Source organism: Bacillus sp. LNXM65 (genome assembly GCF_002998575.1).
Taxonomy (GTDB): Bacteria; Bacillota; Bacilli; order Bacillales; family Bacillaceae; genus Bacillus.
In genome coordinates this window covers 254389-278393 of the sequence record NZ_PVRB01000004.1, presented here as the reverse complement: position 1 = coordinate 278393, position 24005 = coordinate 254389, and the positions used below count along the sequence as shown (strand labels likewise).

The 24005-nt window shown below is 41.9% G+C and carries 25 protein-coding genes; 22 read left to right on the top strand and 3 right to left on the bottom strand.

All coding sequences use genetic code 11. The features are described from left to right. Nucleotides 1–49 precede the first annotated feature (49 nt). The 7 genes from ahrC to C6Y03_RS09905 all read left to right on the top strand — a co-directional run bounded on the left by ahrC (nt 50) and on the right by C6Y03_RS09905 (nt 7352). Complete coding sequence (gene ahrC, locus C6Y03_RS09935; protein ID WP_024422938.1) at nt 50–499, top strand: transcriptional regulator AhrC/ArgR; 450 nt, start codon at nt 50–52, stop codon at nt 497–499. Between the two features lie 33 nt (nt 500–532). Beyond that, the gene (gene recN / locus C6Y03_RS09930) at nt 533–2266 is read left to right on the top strand and encodes a DNA repair protein RecN (protein ID WP_106039241.1); all 1734 of its coding nucleotides are present in this window, start codon (nt 533–535) and stop codon (nt 2264–2266) included. Between the two features lie 198 nt (nt 2267–2464). Continuing rightward, nucleotides 2465–3742: a SpoIVB peptidase gene (gene spoIVB / locus C6Y03_RS09925; RefSeq protein ID WP_034661244.1), complete on the top strand. Its 1278-nt coding sequence runs from the start codon at nt 2465–2467 to the stop codon at nt 3740–3742. Between the two features lie 285 nt (nt 3743–4027). Continuing rightward, a complete protein-coding gene (gene spo0A / locus C6Y03_RS09920; RefSeq protein WP_106039240.1) occupies nt 4028–4831 on the top strand; it encodes a sporulation transcription factor Spo0A in 804 nt (267 codons plus the stop codon). A 271-nt stretch (nt 4832–5102) separates the two neighbouring features. Next, nucleotides 5103–5300 (top strand): hypothetical protein, encoded by a 198-nt coding sequence (locus C6Y03_RS09915; RefSeq protein WP_106039239.1) that lies wholly within the window; start codon nt 5103–5105, stop codon nt 5298–5300. Continuing rightward, nucleotides 5288–6388 carry a Rap family tetratricopeptide repeat protein gene (locus C6Y03_RS09910; RefSeq protein ID WP_066030680.1) on the top strand — a complete coding sequence of 367 codons (1101 nt, stop codon included), beginning with the start codon at nt 5288–5290 and terminating at the stop codon, nt 6386–6388. Before C6Y03_RS09915 ends, C6Y03_RS09910 begins: the two co-directional genes overlap by 13 nt. Nucleotides 6389–6614: 226 nt before the next feature. Then, on the top strand, nt 6615–7352 hold the full coding sequence (locus C6Y03_RS09905; RefSeq protein ID WP_106039238.1) for a glycerophosphodiester phosphodiesterase: 738 nt from the start codon (nt 6615–6617) through the stop codon (nt 7350–7352). Nucleotides 7353–7386: 34 nt separating this feature from the next. Here the strand turns inward: C6Y03_RS09905 and C6Y03_RS09900 are convergent, their stop codons facing one another. Further along, nucleotides 7387–7623: a DUF2627 domain-containing protein gene (locus C6Y03_RS09900; protein WP_034661240.1), complete on the bottom strand. Its 237-nt coding sequence runs from the start codon at nt 7621–7623 to the stop codon at nt 7387–7389. Nucleotides 7624–7772: 149 nt separating this feature from the next. Between C6Y03_RS09900 and C6Y03_RS09895 the strand changes: the two genes are divergently transcribed. The 9 genes from C6Y03_RS09895 to C6Y03_RS09855 all read left to right on the top strand — a co-directional run bounded on the left by C6Y03_RS09895 (nt 7773) and on the right by C6Y03_RS09855 (nt 18193). Continuing rightward, nucleotides 7773–9845 (top strand): sigma-54 interaction domain-containing protein, encoded by a 2073-nt coding sequence (locus tag C6Y03_RS09895; RefSeq protein WP_034661239.1) that lies wholly within the window; start codon nt 7773–7775, stop codon nt 9843–9845. A gap of 125 nt (nt 9846–9970) precedes the next feature. Further along, on the top strand, nt 9971–10864 hold the full coding sequence (gene yqiS, locus C6Y03_RS09890) for a phosphate butyryltransferase (RefSeq protein ID WP_034661238.1): 894 nt from the start codon (nt 9971–9973) through the stop codon (nt 10862–10864). Nucleotides 10865–10889: 25 nt separating this feature from the next. Then, a complete protein-coding gene (gene bcd, locus C6Y03_RS09885) occupies nt 10890–11984 on the top strand; it encodes a branched-chain amino acid dehydrogenase (protein WP_106039237.1) in 1095 nt (364 codons plus the stop codon). Between the two features lie 33 nt (nt 11985–12017). After that, a complete protein-coding gene (buk, locus tag C6Y03_RS09880; RefSeq protein WP_060596815.1) occupies nt 12018–13139 on the top strand; it encodes a butyrate kinase in 1122 nt (373 codons plus the stop codon). Continuing rightward, nucleotides 13129–14553 (top strand): dihydrolipoyl dehydrogenase, encoded by a 1425-nt coding sequence (gene lpdA / locus C6Y03_RS09875; RefSeq protein WP_106031016.1) that lies wholly within the window; start codon nt 13129–13131, stop codon nt 14551–14553. The genes buk and lpdA overlap by 11 nt, the downstream gene beginning before the upstream one ends. 17 nt (nt 14554–14570) lie before the next feature. After that, nucleotides 14571–15563 carry a thiamine pyrophosphate-dependent dehydrogenase E1 component subunit alpha gene (locus C6Y03_RS09870; protein WP_060596813.1) on the top strand — a complete coding sequence of 331 codons (993 nt, stop codon included), beginning with the start codon at nt 14571–14573 and terminating at the stop codon, nt 15561–15563. A 12-nt stretch (nt 15564–15575) separates the two neighbouring features. Beyond that, entirely contained in the window at nt 15576–16559 is a 984-nt protein-coding gene (locus C6Y03_RS09865; protein ID WP_034661229.1) for an alpha-ketoacid dehydrogenase subunit beta, read from the top strand. A gap of 18 nt (nt 16560–16577) precedes the next feature. Next, nucleotides 16578–17834 carry a dihydrolipoamide acetyltransferase family protein gene (locus tag C6Y03_RS09860; protein ID WP_106039236.1) on the top strand — a complete coding sequence of 419 codons (1257 nt, stop codon included), beginning with the start codon at nt 16578–16580 and terminating at the stop codon, nt 17832–17834. Nucleotides 17835–17899: 65 nt separating this feature from the next. Next, a complete protein-coding gene (locus C6Y03_RS09855; RefSeq protein WP_034661226.1) occupies nt 17900–18193 on the top strand; it encodes a YesK family protein in 294 nt (97 codons plus the stop codon). A 15-nt stretch (nt 18194–18208) separates the two neighbouring features. On the opposite strand, the gene C6Y03_RS09850 is transcribed toward C6Y03_RS09855, so the two are convergent. Next, on the bottom strand, nt 18209–19102 hold the full coding sequence (locus C6Y03_RS09850) for a YegS/Rv2252/BmrU family lipid kinase (RefSeq protein WP_095285373.1): 894 nt from the start codon (nt 19100–19102) through the stop codon (nt 18209–18211). A 170-nt stretch (nt 19103–19272) separates the two neighbouring features. On the opposite strand from C6Y03_RS09850, the gene C6Y03_RS09845 reads away from it, so the two are divergent. The 6 genes from C6Y03_RS09845 (at nt 19273) to C6Y03_RS09820 (ending at nt 23805) form a co-directional block, all read left to right on the top strand. After that, nucleotides 19273–19710, top strand: coding sequence for a BrxA/BrxB family bacilliredoxin (locus C6Y03_RS09845; RefSeq protein WP_034661224.1), 438 nt, complete (start codon nt 19273–19275; stop codon nt 19708–19710). 195 nt (nt 19711–19905) lie between these two features. Beyond that, nucleotides 19906–20670, top strand: a complete 765-nt coding sequence (locus C6Y03_RS09840; RefSeq protein WP_034661223.1) for a transporter substrate-binding domain-containing protein — start codon at nt 19906–19908, stop codon at nt 20668–20670. A 126-nt stretch (nt 20671–20796) separates the two neighbouring features. Then, the gene (gene artQ / locus C6Y03_RS09835) at nt 20797–21453 is read left to right on the top strand and encodes an arginine ABC transporter permease ArtQ (RefSeq protein ID WP_003215691.1); all 657 of its coding nucleotides are present in this window, start codon (nt 20797–20799) and stop codon (nt 21451–21453) included. Beyond that, nucleotides 21446–22168 (top strand): arginine ABC transporter ATP-binding protein ArtM, encoded by a 723-nt coding sequence (gene artM, locus C6Y03_RS09830; RefSeq protein WP_034661222.1) that lies wholly within the window; start codon nt 21446–21448, stop codon nt 22166–22168. The genes artQ and artM overlap by 8 nt, the downstream gene beginning before the upstream one ends. A gap of 120 nt (nt 22169–22288) precedes the next feature. Continuing rightward, a complete protein-coding gene (locus C6Y03_RS09825; RefSeq protein WP_034661221.1) occupies nt 22289–23242 on the top strand; it encodes an aromatic acid exporter family protein in 954 nt (317 codons plus the stop codon). Nucleotides 23243–23295: 53 nt separating this feature from the next. Next, nucleotides 23296–23805, top strand: a complete 510-nt coding sequence (locus C6Y03_RS09820; protein WP_034661220.1) for a L,D-transpeptidase — start codon at nt 23296–23298, stop codon at nt 23803–23805. 38 nt (nt 23806–23843) lie between these two features. Here the strand turns inward: C6Y03_RS09820 and prli42 are convergent, their stop codons facing one another. Next, on the bottom strand, nt 23844–23936 hold the full coding sequence (prli42, locus tag C6Y03_RS19050) for a stressosome-associated protein Prli42 (protein ID WP_149865350.1): 93 nt from the start codon (nt 23934–23936) through the stop codon (nt 23844–23846). Between the last annotated feature and the right edge of the window lie 69 nt (nt 23937–24005).

The following is a 24005-nucleotide window of genomic DNA, read 5'->3' as shown; positions in this document are numbered from 1 at the left end:
ACATAGAACGTAAAGACAAACTGAGATCAAACGCCTAGGGGGGTCAAACATGAATAAAGGTCAAAGGCATATTAAGATTAGAGAAATCATTGCGAGCCAAGAGATTGAAACACAGGATGAACTAGTCGATATTTTAAAAGCCGATGGATATAACATCACACAAGCGACCGTTTCAAGAGATATTAAAGAATTGCATTTAGTGAAAGTGCCAACGAACAATGGAACATATAAATACAGTCTTCCTGCGGATCAGCGGTTTAACCCGCTGTCTAAACTGAAGCGATCCTTAATGGATGCATTTATCAAAATGGATGCTGCCAGTCATTTAATCGTCCTCAAAACCATGCCCGGTAATGCTCAGGCCATTGGGGCTTTAATGGATAATTTAGATTGGGAAGAAATTATGGGAACCATTTGCGGAGATGATACCATTTTGATCATTTGCCGCACACCAGATGATACGGAGACAGTTTCGAGCAAAATTTTAGAGCTTCTATAAAGAATCAGGTTTACAAAAAGAGGTGTCAAATGAGTGTTAGCAGAACTAACCATTAAAAACTTTGCAATCATTGAAGAGTTAACGGTTTCATTTGAAAAAGGACTCACAGTCCTAACAGGGGAAACAGGTGCTGGAAAATCCATCATGATTGACGCAGTCTCACTTCTTGTAGGAGGGAGAGGGTCGTCTGAATTTGTTCGTTATGGTGAAAAAAAGGCAGAGTTGGAGGGGCTTTTTCTTGTGCCAGCCGATCACCCTGTATTTGCTTTATGCGAAGAGCAGGGAATTGACGCATCGGATGAAATGATGATTCTTCGCCGTGATATTAACAATAACGGAAAAAGCATCTGCCGCATCAATGGCAAGCTTGTCACGATCTCACTTTTACGCGAGGTAGGACGCCTTTTGCTCGATATACATGGGCAGCACGATAACCAGTTATTGATGGAGGATGAAAATCATCTGCATTTGCTCGATCAATTTGGAGCAGAAGAAATTGCACCTGCTTTGTCACAATATCAAGAAGCATATGAGCAATATACAAAGACAGCCCAAAAGCTCAAACAGCTCTCTGAGAATGAGCAAGAGATGGTGCACCGGTTAGATTTACTGCAATTTCAGCTAGAGGAGATTGAAGCGGCACAATTAGAGCCGGGAGAAGATGAGAAGCTTCAAGAAGAGCGCCATCAGATCAGCAACTACGAAAAAATCTTTTCCTCACTCCAAAACGCATATAATGCCTTGCGCAATGAGCAGGGAGGACTTGATTGGGTTGGCATGTCATCAAGCGAGCTCGAGCAGGTTTCTGAGATCAACGACGATCTGAAAAAGCTATCCGAACAAGTGTCGAACTCCTATTACTTATTAGAGGATTCGACGTTCCAAATGCGAAGCATGTTGGATCAATTAGAGTTCGACCCAGCACGTCTTGATTTTATTGAATCTAGGCTGAATGAAATGAAGCAGTTAAAACGAAAATATGGGACAACGGTTGAGGAAATTTTGGAGTATGCGGCGAAGATTGAAGAAGAAATAGATCAAATTCAAAATCGAGACAGCCACCTGCAGACGCTTAAAAACAAACTGGATGCAATGAGCCGTGATGCCCTGCTTGAAGCACTTAACGTTTCAGAGCTTCGTAAAAAATGGGCCAAAAAACTAGCGAAGCAAATTCAAACAGAACTAAAAGATTTGTATATGGAGAAGTCAACGTTTGATACATCCTTTTCCATTCGGTATGCGCCTTTTAGCAGCACGGATAATCCGCTGCTAGATGGAAAGCCCGTCCAGCTTGGAAAAAACGGAATCGACCAAGCTCAATTTGTGATCTCTACTAATCCTGGCGAACCGATGAAAACTTTATCAAAAGTTGCCTCGGGTGGAGAAATTTCACGTGTCATGCTCGCCGTGAAAAGTATTTTCTCAGCCAAACAAGAAGTCACGTCCATTATTTTCGATGAGGTGGATACGGGCGTAAGCGGCAGAGTGGCACAGGCGATTGCCGAAAAAATTTACAAAGTGGCGGCTGGCTCACAAGTGCTCTGCATTACGCACCTCCCGCAAGTAGCAGCAATGGCTGACACGCATCTCTTCATTTCTAAACGCTCTAAAGCCGGCAGAACACTGACAAGCGTCAAACCATTAAGTCATGAAGAAAAAGTGAGTGAAATTGGCAGGATGATTGCGGGTGTGGAAGTCACTGAGCTGACAAAACAGCACGCAAAAGAATTGCTTCATCAAGCAAATGATGTCAAAACAACAGGGTAGCTGAAAAATCAGCTGCCTTTTTTATATTGTGTCAAAATCGCTGTATATACCCGTGAAATCGTCTTTTTCTTTTATCAATTTATCCAATCATTTTCTATAGGTGCCGGTTATAAATCCTAGCGAAGAAGGCAAAAGTAAAGATGTAGCCAAAACATGAGTGTTCTGGTGTGGGTAAGGAGCGAGGAGAGTGAAAAATGAATGCCCGAAAAGATGAGAAAAGCCATTGGTGTGATTCTCCTTGTTTCTTTAATAAGTACAGGGTTTATGAGCATAGTGAAGGAATACATCAGCATTCCAACAAATGTTGCTGTATTTGAAAAACAGAAGCACTCAATTGACACATCAATAGAAGCGTCAGCCAATGCTTCTTCACAAGCCTTTAGTCTTTCAGAGAAAAAGAATCAGCTTGAAGTGACAGGACAAAAGGCGGGAAAAGCCGAAATTGTTTATGATTTTAAAGGATTTCCTATTAAGAAAACAAAAGTCGACGTTCTCCCTGAATTAAAAGTCGTTCCTGGAGGACAATCCATTGGCGTCAAGCTCCACTCTGTAGGAGTTCTCGTTGTAGGTTTTCATCAAATCACAACAGCAGACGGCAAAAAATCACCAGGCGAAGCCGCAGGCATTCAATCAGGGGATATGATCATTGAAATCAATGGTCAAAAGATGGAGAAAATGAATGACCTCACCCCATTTATCCAGAAAGCAGGAAAAACAGGTGAAACGCTTCGTTTACTCATAAAAAGAGACCATAAAACCTTTCAAACAACATTAACACCCGCAAAAGATGCAAGTGAAGGCACCTATCGAATTGGTCTTTACATTCGAGATTCCGCAGCAGGAATCGGCACGATGACCTTCTTTGAACCATCTTCTAAAAAATATGGTGCCCTTGGGCATGTGATTTCTGACATGGATACAAAAAAACCAATCGTTGTCAACAATGGTGAAATTGTCAGATCAACCGTGACATCAATTGAAAAAGGCACAGGAGGCAACCCTGGAGAAAAATTGGCGAGATTCTCTTCCGAACGAAAAACGATAGGGGATATCTCCCGCAACAGCCCATTTGGTATCTTTGGTACGTTAACCGAAAAGCTTGAAAATCATGTATCAGACAAACCGCTTCCAGTCGCTTTATCAAATGAAGTAAAAGAAGGTCCAGCAGAAATTTTAACCGTTGTGGATCATGATAAAGTGGAGAAGTTTGATATTAAAATCGTCAGCACGACACCGCAGAAATTCCCGGCAACAAAAGGGATGGTATTGAAGATAACAGATGAACGTCTTTTAAGTAAAACGGGCGGTATCGTCCAAGGCATGAGCGGAAGCCCCATCATCCAAAACGGAAAGGTCATTGGAGCGGTCACACACGTATTTGTCAATGATCCGACAAGCGGGTACGGCGTACACATTGAATGGATGCTGTCAGAAGCAGGAATCGATCTTTATCAAAAAAACAAAAAAGCAAGCTGATCATCAAACTGCCGCGAATCTCCCGGCAGTTTTTTTCTCCCCTTTCTTTCTCTGCCATCATGTTATAAAATAAGGAAAAAGAGATTTTTCGACAAAATGGAAAATAGTGTGTTGTCAAATTGCAATAATCGTCGATTCGTTAAGAAAAACGTAGAAAAAGCTAGATAATGCTCTATTATTCGGAAAATTAAAGTTTTTTAAAGGGGATAGCATGGTTTTGTCGAATTGAACACTCAGAAGAGAAATGCAAAAGACTAAAGGAATCGACATTGGGGAGGAAAGAACGTGGAGAAAATTAAAGTGTGTGTAGCTGATGACAATCGAGAGCTTGTTGGCCTTTTGACAGAGTATATTGAGGGACAGGAAGATATGGAAGTACTTGGCGTGGCGTATAATGGTCAGGAATGTCTGACATTATTTAAAGATAAAGAGCCCGACGTTCTCCTCTTAGATATTATCATGCCTCATTTAGACGGTCTTGCTGTACTGGAACGCCTCCGTGAAAACAATGACATGACCAAACAGCCAAGTGTGATTATGCTAACGGCGTTTGGACAAGAAGATGTCACGAAAAAAGCAGTTGATTTGGGCGCATCCTATTTCATCTTAAAGCCATTTGATATGGAAAACCTAGTCGGTCATATTCGTCAAGTCAGTGGAAACGGCACACATGTCACACATCGATCTTCATCTATCCAAAACAGTGTCCTTCGGAACAAACCTGAACCGAAACGTAAAAACTTAGATGCGAGCATTACGACGATTATTCATGAGATTGGCGTACCCGCTCATATTAAAGGGTATTTATACTTAAGAGAAGCGATTTCGATGGTGTACAATGACATTGAGCTTCTCGGAAGCATCACAAAAGTGTTGTACCCAGACATCGCGAAGAAATTTAACACGACTGCCAGCAGGGTAGAACGAGCGATTCGTCATGCGATTGAAGTTGCTTGGAGCAGAGGAAACATCGATTCCATTTCCTCACTCTTTGGTTATACAGTCAGCATGTCTAAAGCGAAACCAACCAATTCTGAATTTATTGCTATGGTGGCTGATCGTCTGCGCTTAGAGCATAGAGCTAGCTAGTTCATTTTCTTAAAAAAACGTTTCTGCAAAGAGGCGTTTTTTTATTTCGAAAAATATTGTTAAAAATTGGTTGTATTGATACAATCATCTTATTGTTTTAATTTGGACAACTCGGCTTGCTTTATTTTCGGAATAAAATGAAAAATAAAGCATGAAAGAAATGGGTATGTCATAAATTAGTGGTAATCAGCTACGCCAATCAATTGTTTGGTCTTCAAATAGAAGAAGAAAAAGCTCATTCGTAAGGAAAAGGATGAGAGGAAAAGGTCTGATGGATTTGGTAAATAAAGCAAATGAGATCGAAAGTTCTATTTCTATTGGCCTGATTGGTTGGCGTTTTAAAGTCACTGGCTTCTTAGAGATTGTGCCATTTGAACTGAATATTCCCATTGTCGAATTTAATAATTTTCACATTCTTTTACTATGCTATAATAATGAGAAGAAGAGGGTGAGGTTATGGGAAAGCTGAAAATCCACTCTGCTGAGGTAGCGAACGAAATTAGCAAGTGGACGAGGGTCATTTCTCAGAATGACCTAGAAAAATCTGCTGTCTATAAAGAGAAAATTCAGAATTTGCTAAAAAATACAGATGAAGACCGTGAAGTTCTCCTTTATTATCAGCTTGTTAATGGCAGACATGAAATGTTACTTGGAAATATTGAAAAAGCCAATCACATTATGAAGAGTGTCGGAACGCTCGATGAGAAAGCAGATGACATTATTAATTTTTATTTTTACTTTTACAAAGGCCAATATGCTGCATATGTGAAAAAGTATGATGAAGCCATCAGTTTTTACAAAATTGCAGAACAGCGCCTAAAACGTGTGAATGAAGACCTGGAAGTAGGAACTTTTCACCATAAGGTTGCTTCAATCTATTACGAACTGAAACAAAATTTCATATCCATTAATCATATTAAAAAAGCCATCGATACGTTCAAAGCGCATGAAGAGTATACAGCGCAGGCGATTGACAGTTTGATTTTACATGCAAGTAATTGTATTGATTTGTTTCAATTTGAAGAAGCAGAAGAAAAATACCAAGAAGCACTTGAGAAAAGTAAACGCATTAACAATGAAGTGCTGATTGGGAAATGCTATCACAATTTAGCCGTTCTTTATTATGCGAAGCCTGATTATGAAAAAAGCGCACAATATGCCAAAAAAGGGATGGGCATTCAAATTCACCGTGACAATAGCCATTATTACATCCAATCTTTATATGTTCTGGCAAATGCCTTGGTTCATCTAGGAGATCAAGAGGCGAAGGAATATATTAAAGAGGGTATTCAGTATAGCTGCGATATCCAAAATAATGAATATATAGTAAAATTTGAAATTTTGGATTTGATGTGCGAAAATAGTGGAGCAGCAGACGTATTCTCTGAAAAATTAGACTACATAGAAAAAAATAGATTATATGTGGAGCTTGAGGATTTGTCTGAACAAATATCGAAATACTTCAAGGAACGAAATGACTATCAAAATGCCATTCGTTTTCTTGAAAAGAAATTCGATGCACAAATACTTCAAAAGAAAGTGGAGGTTATCTTATGAAAAAGTTGTTGTTAGGTGTAACCGTCGTTACAGCAGTCGCAGTTGTTTCTTCCCTTTTTGCTCTTGACGCAGAGACGACAGAGCAAGCCATCAGAGCGATTACGTGATCGAATTTACCTGTGAGCCTCTTCGTACTAATCAGAAGAGGTTTTTTTATGTGCTCAAACTGGAAAAACGAAAAGAGACACGTCATAATGAAAGGAAGCATCATACTTAGAGGTGACCTATGACGAAAATTTTTGCACACAGAGGTTTTAAAGGAATCTACCCTGAAAATACCATGATAGCCTTTGAGCATGCACTCCATTCTGGAGCTGACGGAATTGAGCTCGATGTTCAGCTGACGAAAGATGGCAAGCTTGCTGTCATTCACGATGAGAAGCTGAACAGAACAACGAATATGAAGGGCTTAGTGAAAGACCATACATATGAAGAGTTAAAAGCAGGAGATGCGAGTCATTCTTTCTATGAAGAAACCGGTGCTGTATCCATTCCTCTTTTAGAGGAAGTATTGGAGCTAGTGACGCAGCAATCATCACTCATCATCAATATTGAACTGAAAAATTCCATTTATCGATATCCTGGTATTGAAGAGAAAGTAAAGGAGCAAATTGAACACTTTCAAATAGAAGATCGTGTACTTGTCTCATCGTTTCATCATGGGAGTTTAGCTCTTTTTCACAAGCTGATGCCGCATGTTGAGCTTGCTGTTCTCACAATGGATGTGATTCATCAGCCGGAGATATACTTAAAAACAGTACCTGCAAGAGGTTATCATCCGAATATAAAGGGCGCAGGGGTGACAAAAGAAGTCGTGTCGGCTCTCCGTGCCGCTCAGCAAGTGATCAGGCCGTTTACGGTAAACAGTGAAAAGCAGATGAAAAGCATGTTTTCCTTAGGTGTCGATGGAATTTTCACTGATTTTCCTGACAGAGCCGTCAAAATAAGAGAAGAAATGAAATAAAGACCTGCTATCAGAAGCGGGTCTTTTTTCATGTCTATCTCTGCTTAAAGCGGGTGGTCACTTTATTGCGTTTGCGGTCTCTATATAAAATAAAGCCAGCGACTACATAAAGACCTCCTCCTAAAAATAATAACCCTGCAATTCCTTGCAGCCATAAAAATGGAAATGGTGCAATGATGATGCCGAAAACCGTGTCACGCAGCAGCTTAATCCCAAGTGCAGCAAGCGCGCCAGGTATTAAAATAATCACTAATGCAAGTATTCTCCCCATCAAATGTCCCCTTAAACGTCATTTACTTCCATTGTCTAATTCAAAAAATATTTTGTCAAGAAAGGAAAACGTGGTAATATAAGAGTTGTGCAATTTTTTGCAACGGAAAAATATGGTGTGCAAATTTTTTCATATAAAGGGGTAACGGGATGCAGAGAGTCTTGATTGTCGGTGCAGGACACGGTGGATCAATATTGCTTGAAACATTGCTGAAAACAAATATGATTCAAATCGTTGCGATCGCCGACCTTGATCTTGGGGCACCGGGGATGGTAGAAGCGAAAAAGAATGGAATCGATACGACAACGGATTGGAAAGAATACATAAAAGATGACATTGATATCATCATTGAAACAACGGGCAGTTCAGCTGTGCTTAAAGAACTGATGAAAGAAAAACGAGAGCATGCTGTCATTGTTCCGAGTTCGATGGCATACGTCATATCAGAATTAATGTCAGAAAAGCATCAGCTCATTCAAATATTAAAGGAACAAACCTATAAACATGACCGCATTTTTAATGCAACGAACGATGGCATGATTTTTATTAATATGGATGAAGAAGTCGTCCTATTTAATCGGTCGGCTGCCAAAATGGTTGGATGTTCGCAAAAAGATGCGATTGGCCGTCACATACGTGAAGTCATTCCAAACACAAAGCTTCCCGATATTTTAAGATCGAGGGAGCCTGAATTTAATCAAAAACAATTTCTGAATCAGCAAATACAAATTGTCACAACGCGTTTGCCAATTATTGATGACGCAGGAAGAATGCTGGGCGCTTTATCGATCTTCAAAGATATTACAGATGCGGTGGAGCTTGCGGAGGAAGTCACAAACCTCAAAGAAGTGCGGACAATGCTTGAGGCCATTATTCAATCATCGGATGAAGCGATATCCGTCGTAGATGAGCAGGGGAAAGGAATTTTAATCAACCGAGCTTACACGAAAATGACGGGGTTAACAGACAAAGAGGTTGTGGGCAAACCAGCAGGTGCGGATATTTCTGAAGGCGAAAGCATGCATTTGAAGGTGCTTGAAACGAGAAGGCCGGTTCGAGGCGTTAGAATGAAAGTCGGACCAAATAAGAAGGATGTGATCGTCAACGTAGCGCCAGTGATCGTTGATGGCATTCTAAAAGGCAGTGTCGGCGTCATTCATGACGTATCAGAAATTCAATCACTCACCAATGAATTGAATAAAGCAAGACAGCTCATCCGTACACTTGAAGCAAAGTACACTTTTGAAGACATTATTGGAGAAAGTGAGCAAATGCTTGTGGCACTTGAGCAGGCAAAGCTAGGGGCAAAAACACCAGCCACCATTTTACTCAGGGGAGAATCAGGTACTGGGAAAGAGCTGTTCGCGCACGCTATACACAATGAAAGTGACCGGAAATATAATCGCTTTGTAAGAGTCAACTGTGCGGCCTTATCGGAAACCCTTTTAGAGTCAGAGCTTTTTGGCTACGAGGAAGGAGCGTTTTCTGGTGCAAGGCGCGGCGGTAAAAAAGGGCTGTTTGAAGAGGCAAATCACGGCAGTATTTTTTTGGATGAAATTGGTGAAATGACGCCAAGTACACAAGCGAAATTATTACGCGTCATGCAGGAGAAAGAAATTGTCAGAGTAGGCGGAACAAAAGCCATCCCTGTTGATGTACGTGTGATCACCGCAACAAATGTCAATATTGAAAAAGCGATGGCGGAAGGAAAGTTCAGAGAGGACTTATATTATCGCATGAACAGATATCCGATCTCTATTCCGCCGCTAAGGCAGCGCCTTGAAGATATTGACTCCTTAAGCAAACGTCTCATCCAGAAGATCAATTTAGACTATGGACGAAATGTGAGCGGCTTAACGGAAGGGGCGCTCGATAGACTTCGATCCTACAGCTGGCCTGGAAACGTAAGAGAACTGGAAAATGTCCTTGGACGAGCCATGATCTTTTTGAACCCGCAAGAAGAATGGATCGATGAAGATCATATTTCCTTCATGGAGTCAGAAGAGCAGGAAGAAAAAGAGCAGCAGGAACTGGCTGTCAGTCAATTTGAGGGAGAGACACTTTCGGATGCTGTTGAGGCATTTGAAGCGCAGCTGATTAAACAAACCCTTGAAAAGCATCAATTCAACCGCACGAAAACAGCGAAAACGTTAGGGATTAGCATTCGAAACCTTTACTATAAAATGGATAAATATCAACTTGCAAAAGATAGCATGCAATAAAATGCATGTTACCTGCAAAAAATTGCATGTATTTCATGCGAAATGCCTTATGTCGCTGCATTTCAAGCTGGCACAGAACTTGCATATGAAAACCATGAACCGAGCATAAGGAAAGGTGGACATATATGAAGCTTGACGATCTGATTATGAAAGCCGCCCAGCTGCAAAATAAAACTGCTGCTGTGGCTCATGCAGAAGACGAAGAAGTGCTTCATGCCATCAAGATGGCAATTGAACGAAAGGTCGCTCGCTTCCTGCTGGTTGGGAACAAACGCAACCTGAAGGAGCTGGTGAAACAGCATGAGATCAATGAGGACTGGATAGATATTATTCATTCGGATTCTCCTGAAGAATCAGCCAAAATTGCCGTGCAGGCAGTGAGTGAGAAGCATGCAGATATATTGATGAAGGGGCATGTCCCGACAGCCGTTCTTTTAAAAGCGGTACTGAATAAAGAGTACGGGCTGCGGACAGCGAGTGTCCTATCACATGTCGCGGCATTCGAAGTGCCGGGCTTTGATCGTTTTATTTATGTCACGGATTCTGCGATGAACATCGCGCCCGATTTAAATATGCTCAAAGAGATCACGATCAATGCTGTTCAAGTAGCACAAGCTGTCGGAAACGACATGCCAAAGGTGGCAGTGTTATCTGCGGTAGAGGTCGTGAACCCGGCAATGGATTCAACTTTGACAGCGGCAAGTCTGGCACAAATGAATAGGCGAGGTCAAATTTCTGGCTGCCTCATTGATGGACCTCTTGCTTTAGACAATGCCATTTCTCAAACGGCAGCTTCTCATAAAAATATTACAAGTGATGTCGCCGGTCATGCAGATATTTTGCTTGTGCCAACGATTGAAGCAGGGAACATTCTTTATAAATCTCTCATCTATTTTGCACATGCAAAGGTGGGAGCTGTGGTGGCAGGAGCGAAGGCGCCGATTGCCTTAACAAGCCGGTCGGATACAGCCGAAAGTAAGCTTTATTCAATTGCACTTGCCATCTGTACATCAAATTAAGCGGAAGTCATAGGAGGAATAAACAATGGAACTTTTTAAATATATGGAACGATACGATTATGAGCAGCTTGTATTTTGTCAGGATGAACAGTCTGGCTTAAAAGCCATTATTGCTATTCATGATACAACACTTGGGCCAGCACTAGGCGGGACGAGAATGTGGACGTATGAAAACGAAGAAGCAGCGATCGAAGATGCGTTACGTCTAGCAAGAGGGATGACTTATAAAAACGCAGCAGCAGGCCTGAATCTTGGCGGCGGGAAAACAGTCATCATCGGTGACCCGAGAAAAGATAAAAATGAAGAAATGTTCCGTGCGTTTGGACGCTACATTCAAGGATTGAATGGCCGCTATATCACAGCGGAGGATGTCGGTACAACGGTAGAAGACATGGATCTTATTCATGAAGAAACAGACTTTGTGACAGGTATTTCTCCTGCATTTGGTTCTTCCGGAAATCCGTCTCCTGTTACGGCTTACGGTGTATATAAAGGGATGAAAGCTGCTGCCAAAGCTGCATTTGGGACCGATTCATTAGAAGGAAAAACAATTGCTGTCCAAGGTGTTGGGAATGTGGCCTACAATCTGTGTAAACACCTGCACGAAGAAGGCGCACAGCTGATTGTCACAGATATCAACAAAGACTCTATAAAACGAGCTGTAGAAGACTTTGGTGCAAAAGCAGTAGACCCTGACGATATTTATGATCAAGCATGTGATATTTATGCACCATGTGCACTTGGTGCAACGATTAACGATGTAACGATTCCTAAGTTGAAAGCAAAGGTCATCGCAGGTGCAGCCAATAACCAGCTGAGAGAAACGCATCACGGCGATCTTATCCATGAAATGGGCATTGTCTATGCACCTGATTATGTGATCAATGCAGGCGGCGTGATTAACGTTGCTGATGAGCTTTATGGCTATAATGCAGATCGTGCGATGAAAAAAGTGGAAGGTATTTACCAAAATATTGAACGTGTCATTGAAATTTCAAACCGTGATGCCATTCCAACTTATAAAGCGGCAGACCGATTGGCAGAGGAGCGAATTGAAAGAATGCGCAAATCAAGAAGCCAATTCCTGCAAAATGGTCAACATATTTTAAGTCGTCGCTAATTTGAAGAATGAGTTGAAACGGAGGTTTTGTTTTTGCTGACAAAAGAATGGCGTATTCTCACAATTAATCCTGGCTCTACTTCAACAAAAATCGGTGTGTTTCACAATGAACGATCTATTTTTGAAACGACACTCAGACATACAGATGAGGAATTAAAGCAATTCCCACATATCATTGATCAATTTTCATTTCGTAAAGAAACAATCCTGAAAACGCTGCATGAACAAGGGATGAACATCTCAAAGTTTGATGCAGTGTGCGCACGCGGTGGCCTTCTCCGGCCTATCGAAGGAGGCACATATGAAGTCAATGAGCAAATGGTGGAAGACCTGAAAGAAGGATATGCCGGCCAGCATGCATCAAATCTGGGCGGTATCATTGCACGAGAAATTGCACTTGGCCTGAACATCCCAGCTTTTATTGTCGATCCAGTTGTGGTGGATGAACTAAAACCAATTGCTCGTATTTCAGGGCTGCCAACGATTGAAAGAAAAAGCATCTTCCATGCATTAAATCAAAAAGCAGTCGCAAGAAAAACGGCTGCATCCTTTGGGAAGCGTTACGAAGATTTGAACATGATTATTACGCATATGGGCGGCGGCATCACCATTGGTGTACATGAAAAAGGAAAAGTCATTGATGTCAATAACGGACTGCATGGCGAAGGACCTTTCAGCCCGGAGCGAGCGGGGACCCTGCCAACAGGTGACCTCGTCAATCTTTGCTTTTCTGGTGAGTATAGCCAAGAGGAAATGCTGAAACGCATTATTGGTGAAGGCGGACTTGCGGGCTACCTTGGTACGACAGATGCTGTGAAAGTGGAGCGCATGATTGAAGCAGGCGATGAACGGGCGGCACTGATTTATGAAGCGATGTGCTATCAAATTGCCAAGGAAATCGGTGCGGCTAGTGCTGTCTTAAAAGGAGCAGTTGACGTCATTGTGTTAACAGGCGGACTTGCGTACAGCAAACAAATTACATCAAGTATTAGAGGATACATTGACTGGATTTCAGATGTTGTCGTGTATCCAGGCGAAAATGAACTGCAATCCTTAGCAGAAGGTGCACTTCGTATTTTAAAAGAAGAAGAATCACCGAAAGAATACCCAAATGATCAACGAATGAAGAAAGGAGTGACAAGTCATGGCAACTGAATATGACCTCGTCATTCTTGGTGGAGGCACAGGCGGCTATGTAGCGGCCATCCGTGCCTCACAGCTTGGATTGAAAACAGCAGTTGTAGAAAAAGAAAAGCTTGGCGGAACATGTCTGCATAAAGGATGCATTCCGTCTAAAGCGCTGCTTAGAAGTGCAGAAGTCTATCAAACCGTCAAACGTGCTGCTGATTTTGGCGTTGAGGCAAACGGCATTGCCTTGCAATTTGCCAATGTGCAGAAAAGAAAAACAGAGATTGTAGAGAAACTAGCAGGCGGCGTCAAACACTTAATGAAACAAGGAAAAATTGATGTCTATGAAGGGATTGGCCGTATCCTTGGTCCATCTATCTTTTCGCCAATGCCAGGAACCATCTCCGTAGAAATGGCAAATGGAGATGAAAATGAAATGCTCATTCCAAAGCAGGTCATTATTGCGACAGGTTCAAGACCGCGGGTGCTGCCTGGGCTTGAAGCAGATGGGACGCACATTCTTTCATCAGATGATGCACTTGAACTGCCAGAGCTTCCGCAGTCAATGCTCATTGTCGGCGGCGGGGTGATCGGAATTGAGTGGGCTTCCATGCTCAATGATTTTGGTGTGAAGGTGACTGTGATTGAATTTGCAGATCGCATATTGCCAACTGAGGATCATGACATTTCTAAAGAAATGGAAAAGCTTTTATCTAAAAAAGGCATCACCTTTGTGAAAAATGCGAAAGTACTGCCAGATACCGTCAAAAAGCAGGAGAATCTTGTGACGATTCAAGCAGAAAAGGATGGAGACATTCAGACGTTTGAAGCGGAAAAACTTCTTCTTTCAGTCGGCAGAGTACCAAATATTGAAGGCATTGGTCTTGAAAACACGGACATCCAAACAGAAAAACAAGGCATTGTCGTGAATGAACATTATCAAACGAAAGAATCGCATATTTACGCAATAGGAGATGTCATTGGCGGGCTTCAGCTGGCACATGTGGCTTCACACGAAGGCATGATTGCTGTGGAACATATGGCTGGGAAAGATCCAAAGCCGCTCGATGAAACGCTCGTATCTAAATGTGTCTACTCTCACCCAGAAACCGCTAGTGTTGGACTCACTGAACAGGCGGCAAAAGAGCAAGGCTTCGAAGTGAAAATGGGAAAATTTCCATTTATGGCGATCGGTAAAGCGCTTGTGTACGGGGAATCTGATGGATTCGTCAAAATCATTGCCGATCAAAAGACAGATGATATTTTAGGGATTCATATGATTGGTCCTCATGTAACAGATATGATATCTGAAGCTGGATTAGCCAAAGTACTTGATGCAACGCCGTGGGAAGTGGGGCAAACGATCCACCCGCATCCAACCTTATCAGAGGCGATTGGTGAGGCAGCTCTTGCTGTTGACGGGAAGGCGATCCATTTTTAATCAAGGAGGGAAATAGGATGAGTAACATGCGTCATCAGGAATTAGGATTATCAGATGAACAAGCAATTGATATATATAGAACAATGCTTCTAGCAAGGAAAATTGATGAACGGATGTGGCTTTTAAACCGTTCTGGTAAAATTCCATTCGTGATTTCTTGTCAAGGGCAGGAAGCGCAGCAAGTCGGTGCTGCTTTTGCTCTCAATAGAGAAGAGGATTACGTCTTACCTTACTACCGTGATATGGGGGTTGTCCTCGCATTTGGGATGACAGCCAAAGATTTAATGATGTCTGGTTTCGCAAAACAAGACGATCCAAACTCGGGCGGAAGACAGATGCCAGGTCATTTTGGACAAAAATCAAATCGAATTGTGACGGGATCTTCACCTGTCACAACGCAGGTTCCTCATGCAGTGGGGATTGCACTTGCTGGACGTCTGGAGCAGAAAAACTTTGTCAGCTTTGTCACGTTCGGTGAGGGCTCTTCAAACCAAGGTGATTTCCACGAAGGCGCTAACTTCGCTGCTGTGCATAAGCTGCCTGTTATTTTCATGTGTGAAAACAATAAGTACGCGATTTCCGTGCCGTATGACAAACAAGTGGCATGTGAACGCATTTCAGATCGTGCAATTGGGTACGGAATGCCTGGTGTAACCGTTGATGGCAATGATCCGCTTGAAGTATATGCCGCTGTCAAAGAAGCGAGAGACCGTGCGGCAAGAGGCGAAGGGCCAACGTTGATTGAAACGATCTCTTACCGTTTAACTGCGCATTCAAGTGATGATGATGATTCAAGCTATCGAGAAAAAGAAGAAGTGCTCGAAGCGAGAAAGAAAGATCCGCTCATCCAATATGAAACGTATTTAATCGAAGGAAACGTCATGACTTCTGAAATGAAAGAAGAGATGACAAAAGAAATCATGCAAATCGTAAACGAAGCGACTGATGAAGCGGAAAACGCTGCTTATGCTGATGCAGAAAGCGCACTTCGTTACGTGTATGCGGAGTAAGGGGGAAGAAAAATGCCTGTTATGTCATATATAGACGCCATTACACTGGCGATGAAAGAAGAAATGGAACGAGATCCAAAAGTGTTTGTGCTCGGAGAGGATGTCGGGAAAAAGGGCGGCGTATTTAAAGCGACAGCGGGTCTTTATGAGCAATTCGGAGAGGCGCGCGTCATGGATACACCTCTTGCAGAATCAGCCATTGCTGGTGTAGGTATTGGGGCAGCGATGTATGGAATGCGCCCAATTGCGGAGATGCAATTTGCGGATTTCATTATGCCTGCAATCAACCAAATCATTTCAGAGGCTGCGAAAATCAGATACCGCTCAAATAACGATTGGAGCTGTCCAATGGTCATCCGCGCACCTTACGGGGGCGGTGTACACGGGGCGCTTTATCATTCACAATCGGTTGAAGCGATTTTTGCCAATCAGCCTGGTTTGAAGATTGTCATGCCTTCTACACCTTATGATGTAAAAGGTCTTTTAAAGGCTGCGGTGCGTGATCCAGATCCTGTATTGTTCTTTGAACACAAACGTGCCTACCGTCTCATCAAAGGAGAAGTACCTGAGGAGGATTACACACTCCCTATTGGAAAAGCAGATGTGAAACGTGAAGGCGATGATATCACGGTCATTACATATGGCCTCTGTGTCCATTTTGCGCTGCAAGCAGCAGACCGCCTTGCGAAAGACGGCATTTCTGCGCATATTCTCGATTTGAGAACAGTGTATCCGCTCGATCAGGAAGCCATTATTGAAGCGGCATCAAAAACAGGCAAAGTGCTTCTTCTAACGGAAGATACAAAAGAGGGCAGCATCATGAGTGAGGTAGCGGCGATCATATCAGAGCATTGCTTATTTGATTTAGACGCACCAATCAAACGTCTAGCCGGACCAGAAATCCCGGCAATGCCTTATGCGCCGCCAATGGAAAAATTCTTCATGGTCAATCCAGATAAGGTAGAAGCTGAAATGAGAGAGCTAGCGGCGTTTTAAGAAAGAGGAGGGTTTCAAGTGGCAATTGAACAAATGAAAATGCCTCAGCTAGGTGAAAGTGTAACAGAAGGAACCATTAGCAAATGGCTCGTTTCACCTGGCGATCATGTGAATAAATACGATCCGATTGCGGAAGTCATGACGGATAAAGTGAACGCAGAAGTCCCGTCATCTTTTACAGGAACGATTACAAAGCTATCGGCTGAAGAAGGCGATACGCTGCAAGTAGGAGAAGTGTTCTGTGAAATTGAAGTAGAGGGCAGCTCGCAGCAGAGTGCGAAAGAAGAAGCAGCACCTGAGCAAAGTGAAGCACCTGAAGCAGATCAAACAAAAGAGAATCAAAGTCAAAAGAAACGCTACTCTCCAGCAGTCCTTCGTTTAGCAGATGAGCACAGCATTGATTTAGCGGCTGTTCAAGGAACTGGAGCAGGCGGACGAATCACAAGAAAAGATTTACTTCAGCTCATTGAAAACGGCGGCGTACAAGAGAAGGCAGCACCTGTTAATGAACAGGCGGTAAAGCCGGAGCCTGCGCAGCCATCAAAACCAAAAGCGGCGCCTTCCGTCTCTACAATGCCTGGTGATGTTGAACTGCCAATCACGCCAATTAGGCAGGCGATTGCGGCAAATATGCTGAGAAGCAAACATGAAATTCCGCACGCATGGACAATGATGGAAGTCGATGTGACAAACCTTGTGACAAGAAGAAATCAGCTCAAGGACCAATTTAAAGCAAAAGAAGGCTTTAATTTGACGTTCTTTGCGTTCTTTGTCAAAGCAGTGGCTCAGGGCTTAAAGGAATTCCCAGAAATGAACAGCATGTGGGCTGGAGATAAAATTGTGCAAAAGAAAGCAATCAATGTCTCGATTGCTGTTGCGACTGATGACGCTCTTTTTGTTCCAGTCATTAAGGATGCGGATGAAAAAACGATTAAGGGCATCGCCAAAGAAATTCATGAGCTTGCTTCCAAGGTGAGACAAGGAACGCTGAATCAAAGTGACATGGAAGGCGGCACCTTTACTGTAAACAACACGGGATCATTTGGTTCTATACAATCCATGGGAATCATTAATTACCCGCAAGCGGCGATTTTACAAGTAGAATCGATCGTGAAGCGTCCAATGATTGTAAACGGCATGATTGCAGCAAGAGACATGGTCAACCTTTGTCTTTCATTAGATCACAGAGTACTTGATGGTCTTGTATGCGGCAGATTCCTTCAACGAATAAAACAAATCCTTGAAGGCATTGACGAGCAGACATCTGTTTACTAAAACAAGAATGTCCCCCTCCCGATATGGAGAGGGGGATTTCTACATAATGAGAAAGGAGCGGTGATATGTCTGGATTAGACTTTTTTGCGTTTTTAACGGTTGGGCTCATGTTTATCACAGCAATTGCGTTCGCTTTTCTTCGATATATTTCTAAATCACGCAATCACCCTGAAAGATTACTACTCATCATATCGATCGTTTCAATGATTCAAATTGTGTATTGCTTGCTGATTGTCGGTGGATTTAAAGGAGCAGCAAATAGTCTCTTAGGAATTTCTCTTCTTGCCGGGACGCTGCTTGGCTATGCACTTGAATATTTATACAGACGCTATATCAAAAAAACGCCCGAAAAAGAATGATTTCGGGCGTTTTCTTTATTCTGCTGGAACAATAAAGGTCAAATGCTGTTTTAACACTTCTAAAGAAGCAGGGGCTGTCATGTACACTTCGCCATCCGTATCGGCATCCATTTCCTCTTTTGTGTGGATCCGAATACTGGACGCTTGAATGAGGGAGAGATCGCCGGTGAAATCCTCCAGTTCTTCCCGGTTCATAGAAAAGATTTCTTTTAGAGCAGAGAAGCTCGTATTTCTGCAAATGAAGATTTCTGCTTTCCCATCATCAATTGCTGCATTGGGCAAATCAATTTTATTTGTCCCGATGAAATGTCCATTCATGACAAGAACGATGACGGCTTCTTCTTCCCAGCTTTCCTCCTCTGTTTCAATTCGTACGTGAAAAGGATCTGTTTGCTGCAAGGTGCGCAGGGCACTTGTGAAGTAGCTGATTTTGCCGAGTACAGCTTTTTCCTTGTCATTAATATTGTTGGATGTGTCTGCAATCAGCCCGATGCCCCAAAAGTTTAACAAGTATCGATCTCCTGCTTTGATTAAGTCGACCTTCTTTTCTATGCCGTCTACAATTATTTGAGCGGCTTTTTGCATTTGTTGCGGAATACCAAGCGTTCGAGAAAAGTCATTGCATGTCCCGCCTGGTAATATCGCTACAGCCGGCCTTTTTTCTAAACCGCCGATGCCATTCATGCATTCATGCACGGTTCCATCTCCGCCTAATATGATAAGCAATTCTATCGTCTCATCAATTGCACGACAGAATTGATAAGCATCATTTGGCTGTTTTGTTGGTTTAAGAATGAGTTCATCAATATGTAGAGAAAGAAGAGGTACTGTTTGACCGAGAATTTTTTCCATGTTTTTTTGTCCAGCATTTCCATTATAAATGAGCATCGCTTTTTTGAATTGTGCCATCACGCAGTTCTCCCTTTCATCTCTTTATCATCACTTTTCCCCAATTTTGCGGCGTATAAACGATGTTCAGAAAAAGTGGGGAATGAAAAGACAACACATTTGCCCGCAGGCGTTTTCCTTGATATGATGTTGTTAAAATGGTTTTGGCATGCTAAAGGAGTGGACGGACAATGAATATTGATTTTAATTTATTTATGAATGATATTGTGAAACAAGCGAGAGAAGAGATCAAACAGGCAGGCTATACTGAGCTTACATCATCTGAAGAGGTAGATGAAGCACTGTCTAAAAAAGGCACAGCACTTGTGATGGTGAATTCAGTATGCGGATGTGCTGGCGGTATTGCAAGACCAGCTGCAGGCTATTCTGTTCATTACGATAAGCGTCCAGATCAATTGCTGACAGTGTTTGCTGGACAAGACAAAGAGGCAACAGCAAGAGCCCGTGAATACTTTGAAGGCTTCCCGCCATCTTCACCATCCTTTGCATTATTAAAAGATGGAAAGATCATTAAAATGGTCGAACGTCATGAAATTGAAGGACACGAGCCAATGGAAGTCGTGTCAAAGCTTCAAGCTGCATTCGATGAGCATTGCGAAGAAATTTAATGTGTGACGTTTGAATGATGAAATAAAAAGCAGTCCGGTCTTTAGATCGGTCTGCTTTTTGTTTTATAAGACCATTGAATCAAAATAATTTTAGCAAAATACTATTGCATCTTAAAAAGAAAGTGTTTAAAATACATTATAGTGAATAAATATTCAAAACAATACATGATTTTAAATACTGGGAGGCATTATCTTATGAAAAAGTGGTTATTATTACTTATGACAGCTGGTCTTGCAGCTGCACTCGCAGCTTGCGGAACTTCTTCTAATAATTCAAACGCATCAGGAGATGACAAAACACTCGTTATGGCGACATCAGCAGATTATCCGCCATTTGAATCAAAAGACGGAGATGAAATTGTCGGTTTTGATGTCGATCTTGCAACAGCACTAGCGAAAAAGAACGGCTACAAGCTAGAAATTCAAGATATGGATTTTGCAAGCCTTGTATCAGCACTTAAAACAAATAAAGCTGATATCGTCCTTGCAGGCATGACCCCTACAGAAAAACGAAAAAAACAATTAGATTTCTCTGATGTTTATTACAATGCTAAAAACTTAGTTGTCTCAAAGAAATCTAGCGGAATGAAAACAGAGAAAGACTTAAAAGATAAAACAGTCGGCGTTCAATTAGGTTCAATCCAGCAGGATGAAGCAAACGGTTTGCAAAAGAAATATAACTTAAAAGTGGAAGACCGTAATAAAATCTCTGATATCATTCAAGAAATCAAAGCAGGTCGTTTTGATGCAGCCATTATTGAAGATAAAGTAGCTGCTGGTTATTTGAAAAAAGAAAAAGACTTCCAAGCATTTGGATTGAATAGTTCAAACGAAGGTTCAGCCATTGCATTCAAGAAAAATAGCGACTTAACAGCTAAATTTAATCAATCATTAAAAGAAATGCAAGACAATGGCGAACTTGATAAATTAATTAAAAAATGGTTTGGTGATGAAAAATAAGTCAGGAAAAGGATCAGCGTCATTCATGAAAATTCAGTAGAAAGCGCTGAAAAGTTCAACTTATGTTGAACTTTTTTCCTGTTTTATTTTTTGATTTCGTATGAAGGCATAAAAAAGGAGACTGTCATGTTAGATTTTAAAGATGTAATACCTCAGATGCCCTTTATTTTAGAAGGGCTTAAGGTCACACTTTCTATTGTTGTGGTATCACTTTTTCTTGGATTTATCTTAGGGATTTTATTAACGCTTTGCAAAATTAGTGTATTTAAGCCGCTCATTTGGCTTGCAGATTTTTATACATCCATCTTCCGAGGCACACCGCTTGTGCTTCAATTGCTCATTATTTATTTTGGTCTGCCTCAGCTTCTCGGGTTTCAAATCGATCAATACTGGGCTGCTGTAGCCGCATTTTCACTAAACTCTGCGGCATACGTATCTGAAATTATTCGTGCTGGTATTAATGCGATTGATAAAGGTCAAAAAGAAGCAGCCGTTGCTTTAGGCATCCCTTATGCTAAAATGATGAAGGACTTATTGCTTCCGCAGGCATTTAAAAATATTTCACCTGCACTTGTGAACGAAACGATTACACTGACAAAAGAATCAGCTATTGTGACAGTCATTGGACTGGGAGATGTCATGAGACGAGCTTACCAAGCAGGTGCCGTCACGTATAATTATCTTGAACCGCTTATTTTTGCAGGTCTCATCTATTATGTCATCGTGCTTGTTCTCACCTTTGTCGGCAAATCGGTGGAAAGGAAGTTAAAATCAAATGATTAACATAGAGAAACTCACAAAATCTTTTGGCAAAAATGAAGTATTAAAAGGGATCGACACCACCATTAAAGAAGGGGAAGTTGTGGCAGTCATTGGACCATCTGGTTCAGGAAAATCGACGTTTCTTCGCTGCATCAACTTGCTTGAAAAGCCGACTTCTGGTGTCATTACAATTCAGGATACCGAAATCACAAACCCAAAAACCAATGCACTCAAAGTGCGTGAGAACATCGGAATGGTGTTTCAGCATTTCCACCTGTTCCCGCATAAAACCGTGCTGGAAAATATCACGTATGCGCCAATGAATGTGAAGAATCAATCGAAGGAAGACAGCATCAAACAAGCTGAAGATCTGCTGAAAAAGGTAGGGCTTTTAGAGAAAAAAGATGATTTTCCGAACCGTTTGTCAGGCGGTCAAAAGCAGCGTGTGGCAATTGCACGTGCGCTTGCGATGACTCCAGACATCATGCTGTTTGACGAACCAACTTCTGCACTAGATCCAGAAATGGTCAAGGAAGTCCTAGAGGTCATGAAAGAGCTTGCTCAATCTGGAATGACACTTGTGATCGTCACACATGAAATGGGCTTTGCAAAAGAAGTGGCTGACCGCGTGATCTTTATGGATGATGGGAAAATTGTAGAGGATGCAAACCCTGTGCAATTCTTTGAATCGCCGTCGTCACAGCGTGCGCAAGACTTCTTACAAAAAATATTATAAAGAAAAAAGAGAAGGCGACTTAACATCTCCTTCTTTTTTTGATTATAATGGGGAAAGTAAAAAAAGTTCATCATTTCACAAAAGTGAATGGAAACAAGACAGAAAAGAGTGAATCACATCATGTTTAAAATCGGCTACCGAACGCTGAAAACAGCACTAGGAACAGCGATCGCCATTTATATTGCACAACTGCTCGGACTTCAAAATTATTCCGCTGCCGGGATTATTACGATCCTGTGTATTCAGGTGACGAAGAAACGGTCGCTCCTCGCATCAGGCGCCCGCTTTGCAGCTTGCAGTCTTGCCATTTTATTTTCTTATCTATTTTTCGATCTGATTGGGTATCATCCTTTTGTGATTGGTCTGATGCTGCTTGTCTTTATTCCGACAACCGTTTTGCTCCGCATTAAAGAAGGGATTGTCACAAGTTCAGTCATCATTCTCCATTTATACATGTCCGGCGGGATTACCCTTCACCTCATCTGGAATGAGCTACTGCTGATAACAATTGGTGTTGGCGTAGCACTTATCATGAACTTGTATATGCCAAGTGTCGATAAAAAGCTCAAACGCTACAGCGAACAGATTGAAGCCAACTTTGCAAAAATCTTTGAGGAAATCGAGCAATACTTAATGACAGGGAAACAAGACTGGACAGGAAAAGAAATACCAGAGACACATCAATTGATCAAAGAAGCGAAAGCTCTCGCATATCGTGATGTTGAAAACCATGTCCTAAGACATGAAAACCTGTATTATCATTATTTTAATATGAGGCAAAAGCAATTCGAAATCATTGAGCGGGTGCTTCCGAAAATCACGTCCATTTCCATCACAACAGAGCATGGGCAAATGATTGCCGAATACGTCAGAGACTTACGCGAACATATTCACCCAGGGAACACGGCGCATAAGTTTTTAAGACGTCTCATTGATATGAAAGAAGAGTTCGATAAGCTTCCGCTGCCGCAAACACGAGAAGAGTTTGAGGCAAGAGCTGCACTTTTTCATTTCCTCGGAGAAATGGAACAATATTTAGTACTGAAAAGCTATTTTAAAGGGATGAAAGAATAGAGACGCATGAGTTCCTCCTTCATTGGTCAATCTAATGAAAAAAGGAGGAGCCTATGCGTCTTTTATTTTATACCGTATTGACCATGTCCCTTTCACCTATCTGGCCGCTCGGACAAAACCCGCTTCCAGGAGACCCGTATGTCATTATTAATAAACAAACAAATGAACTTGCCTATATTGATCAAGGACAAATCCAAAAAATATATCCTGCTTCTACAGGGAAAACAGCCGATTTAACACCAGAAGGGGAATTTACCATTATGATCAAAGCGAAAGATCCCTATTACAGAAAAAAGAATATTGAAGGCGGTGCGAAGAATAACCCTCTTGGCCGAAGGTGGATTGGATTTGATGCACGAGGAACAGATGGCAGAACGTACGGAATTCATGGGACGAGTGACGAAACATCGATTGGGAAATTTATCACGGCAGGCTGTGTGAGACTTCATAATCAAGATGTAGAGCTTCTATTTGACCAGCTTCCGATTGGAACAAAAGTATGGATTACAACATCAAGCGATTCATTTGAAAAGCTTGCCAAAGACAAACAGGCCATTCGTTGATTGAACGAATCACCTGCTTGTCTGCTTTTATTGAAACCTTATAAAAAGGTTGCTGCTCCTGCTAAAAGTGAAGAAATTAACAGCAGGCTAATCATGAGCAATACCATGAATTTCATAAATTTCTGAGACATATCGCACCCCTATAACCGAAGATTTTTTGCGACGAACGCACCTTTCTTTATTCTAGCTGGTTTTTTCAA

What these genes read in the sequence shown, in the direction of transcription:
- C6Y03_RS09820 (WP_034661220.1), top strand. Translation starts at nt 23,296, where the DNA reads ATGCGTCTTTTATTTTATACCGTATTGACCATGTCCCTTTCACCTATC.
- C6Y03_RS09915 (WP_106039239.1), top strand. Translation starts at nt 5,103, where the DNA reads ATGGATTTGGTAAATAAAGCAAATGAGATCGAAAGTTCTATTTCTATT.
- prli42 (WP_149865350.1), bottom strand. Translation starts at nt 23,936, where the DNA reads ATGTCTCAGAAATTTATGAAATTCATGGTATTGCTCATGATTAGCCTG.
- C6Y03_RS09865 (WP_034661229.1), top strand. Translation starts at nt 15,576, where the DNA reads ATGCCTGTTATGTCATATATAGACGCCATTACACTGGCGATGAAAGAA.
- C6Y03_RS09905 (WP_106039238.1), top strand. Translation starts at nt 6,615, where the DNA reads ATGACGAAAATTTTTGCACACAGAGGTTTTAAAGGAATCTACCCTGAA.
- C6Y03_RS09895 (WP_034661239.1), top strand. Translation starts at nt 7,773, where the DNA reads ATGCAGAGAGTCTTGATTGTCGGTGCAGGACACGGTGGATCAATATTG.
- spoIVB (WP_034661244.1), top strand. Translation starts at nt 2,465, where the DNA reads ATGCCCGAAAAGATGAGAAAAGCCATTGGTGTGATTCTCCTTGTTTCT.
- ahrC (WP_024422938.1), top strand. Translation starts at nt 50, where the DNA reads ATGAATAAAGGTCAAAGGCATATTAAGATTAGAGAAATCATTGCGAGC.
- C6Y03_RS09840 (WP_034661223.1), top strand. Translation starts at nt 19,906, where the DNA reads ATGAAAAAGTGGTTATTATTACTTATGACAGCTGGTCTTGCAGCTGCA.
- artQ (WP_003215691.1), top strand. Translation starts at nt 20,797, where the DNA reads ATGTTAGATTTTAAAGATGTAATACCTCAGATGCCCTTTATTTTAGAA.
- C6Y03_RS09850 (WP_095285373.1), bottom strand. Translation starts at nt 19,102, where the DNA reads ATGGCACAATTCAAAAAAGCGATGCTCATTTATAATGGAAATGCTGGA.
- lpdA (WP_106031016.1), top strand. Translation starts at nt 13,129, where the DNA reads ATGGCAACTGAATATGACCTCGTCATTCTTGGTGGAGGCACAGGCGGC.
- artM (WP_034661222.1), top strand. Translation starts at nt 21,446, where the DNA reads ATGATTAACATAGAGAAACTCACAAAATCTTTTGGCAAAAATGAAGTA.
- yqiS (WP_034661238.1), top strand. Translation starts at nt 9,971, where the DNA reads ATGAAGCTTGACGATCTGATTATGAAAGCCGCCCAGCTGCAAAATAAA.
- C6Y03_RS09855 (WP_034661226.1), top strand. Translation starts at nt 17,900, where the DNA reads ATGTCTGGATTAGACTTTTTTGCGTTTTTAACGGTTGGGCTCATGTTT.
- C6Y03_RS09870 (WP_060596813.1), top strand. Translation starts at nt 14,571, where the DNA reads ATGAGTAACATGCGTCATCAGGAATTAGGATTATCAGATGAACAAGCA.
- C6Y03_RS09845 (WP_034661224.1), top strand. Translation starts at nt 19,273, where the DNA reads ATGAATATTGATTTTAATTTATTTATGAATGATATTGTGAAACAAGCG.
- C6Y03_RS09900 (WP_034661240.1), bottom strand. Translation starts at nt 7,623, where the DNA reads ATGGGGAGAATACTTGCATTAGTGATTATTTTAATACCTGGCGCGCTT.
- bcd (WP_106039237.1), top strand. Translation starts at nt 10,890, where the DNA reads ATGGAACTTTTTAAATATATGGAACGATACGATTATGAGCAGCTTGTA.
- C6Y03_RS09910 (WP_066030680.1), top strand. Translation starts at nt 5,288, where the DNA reads ATGGGAAAGCTGAAAATCCACTCTGCTGAGGTAGCGAACGAAATTAGC.
- C6Y03_RS09825 (WP_034661221.1), top strand. Translation starts at nt 22,289, where the DNA reads ATGTTTAAAATCGGCTACCGAACGCTGAAAACAGCACTAGGAACAGCG.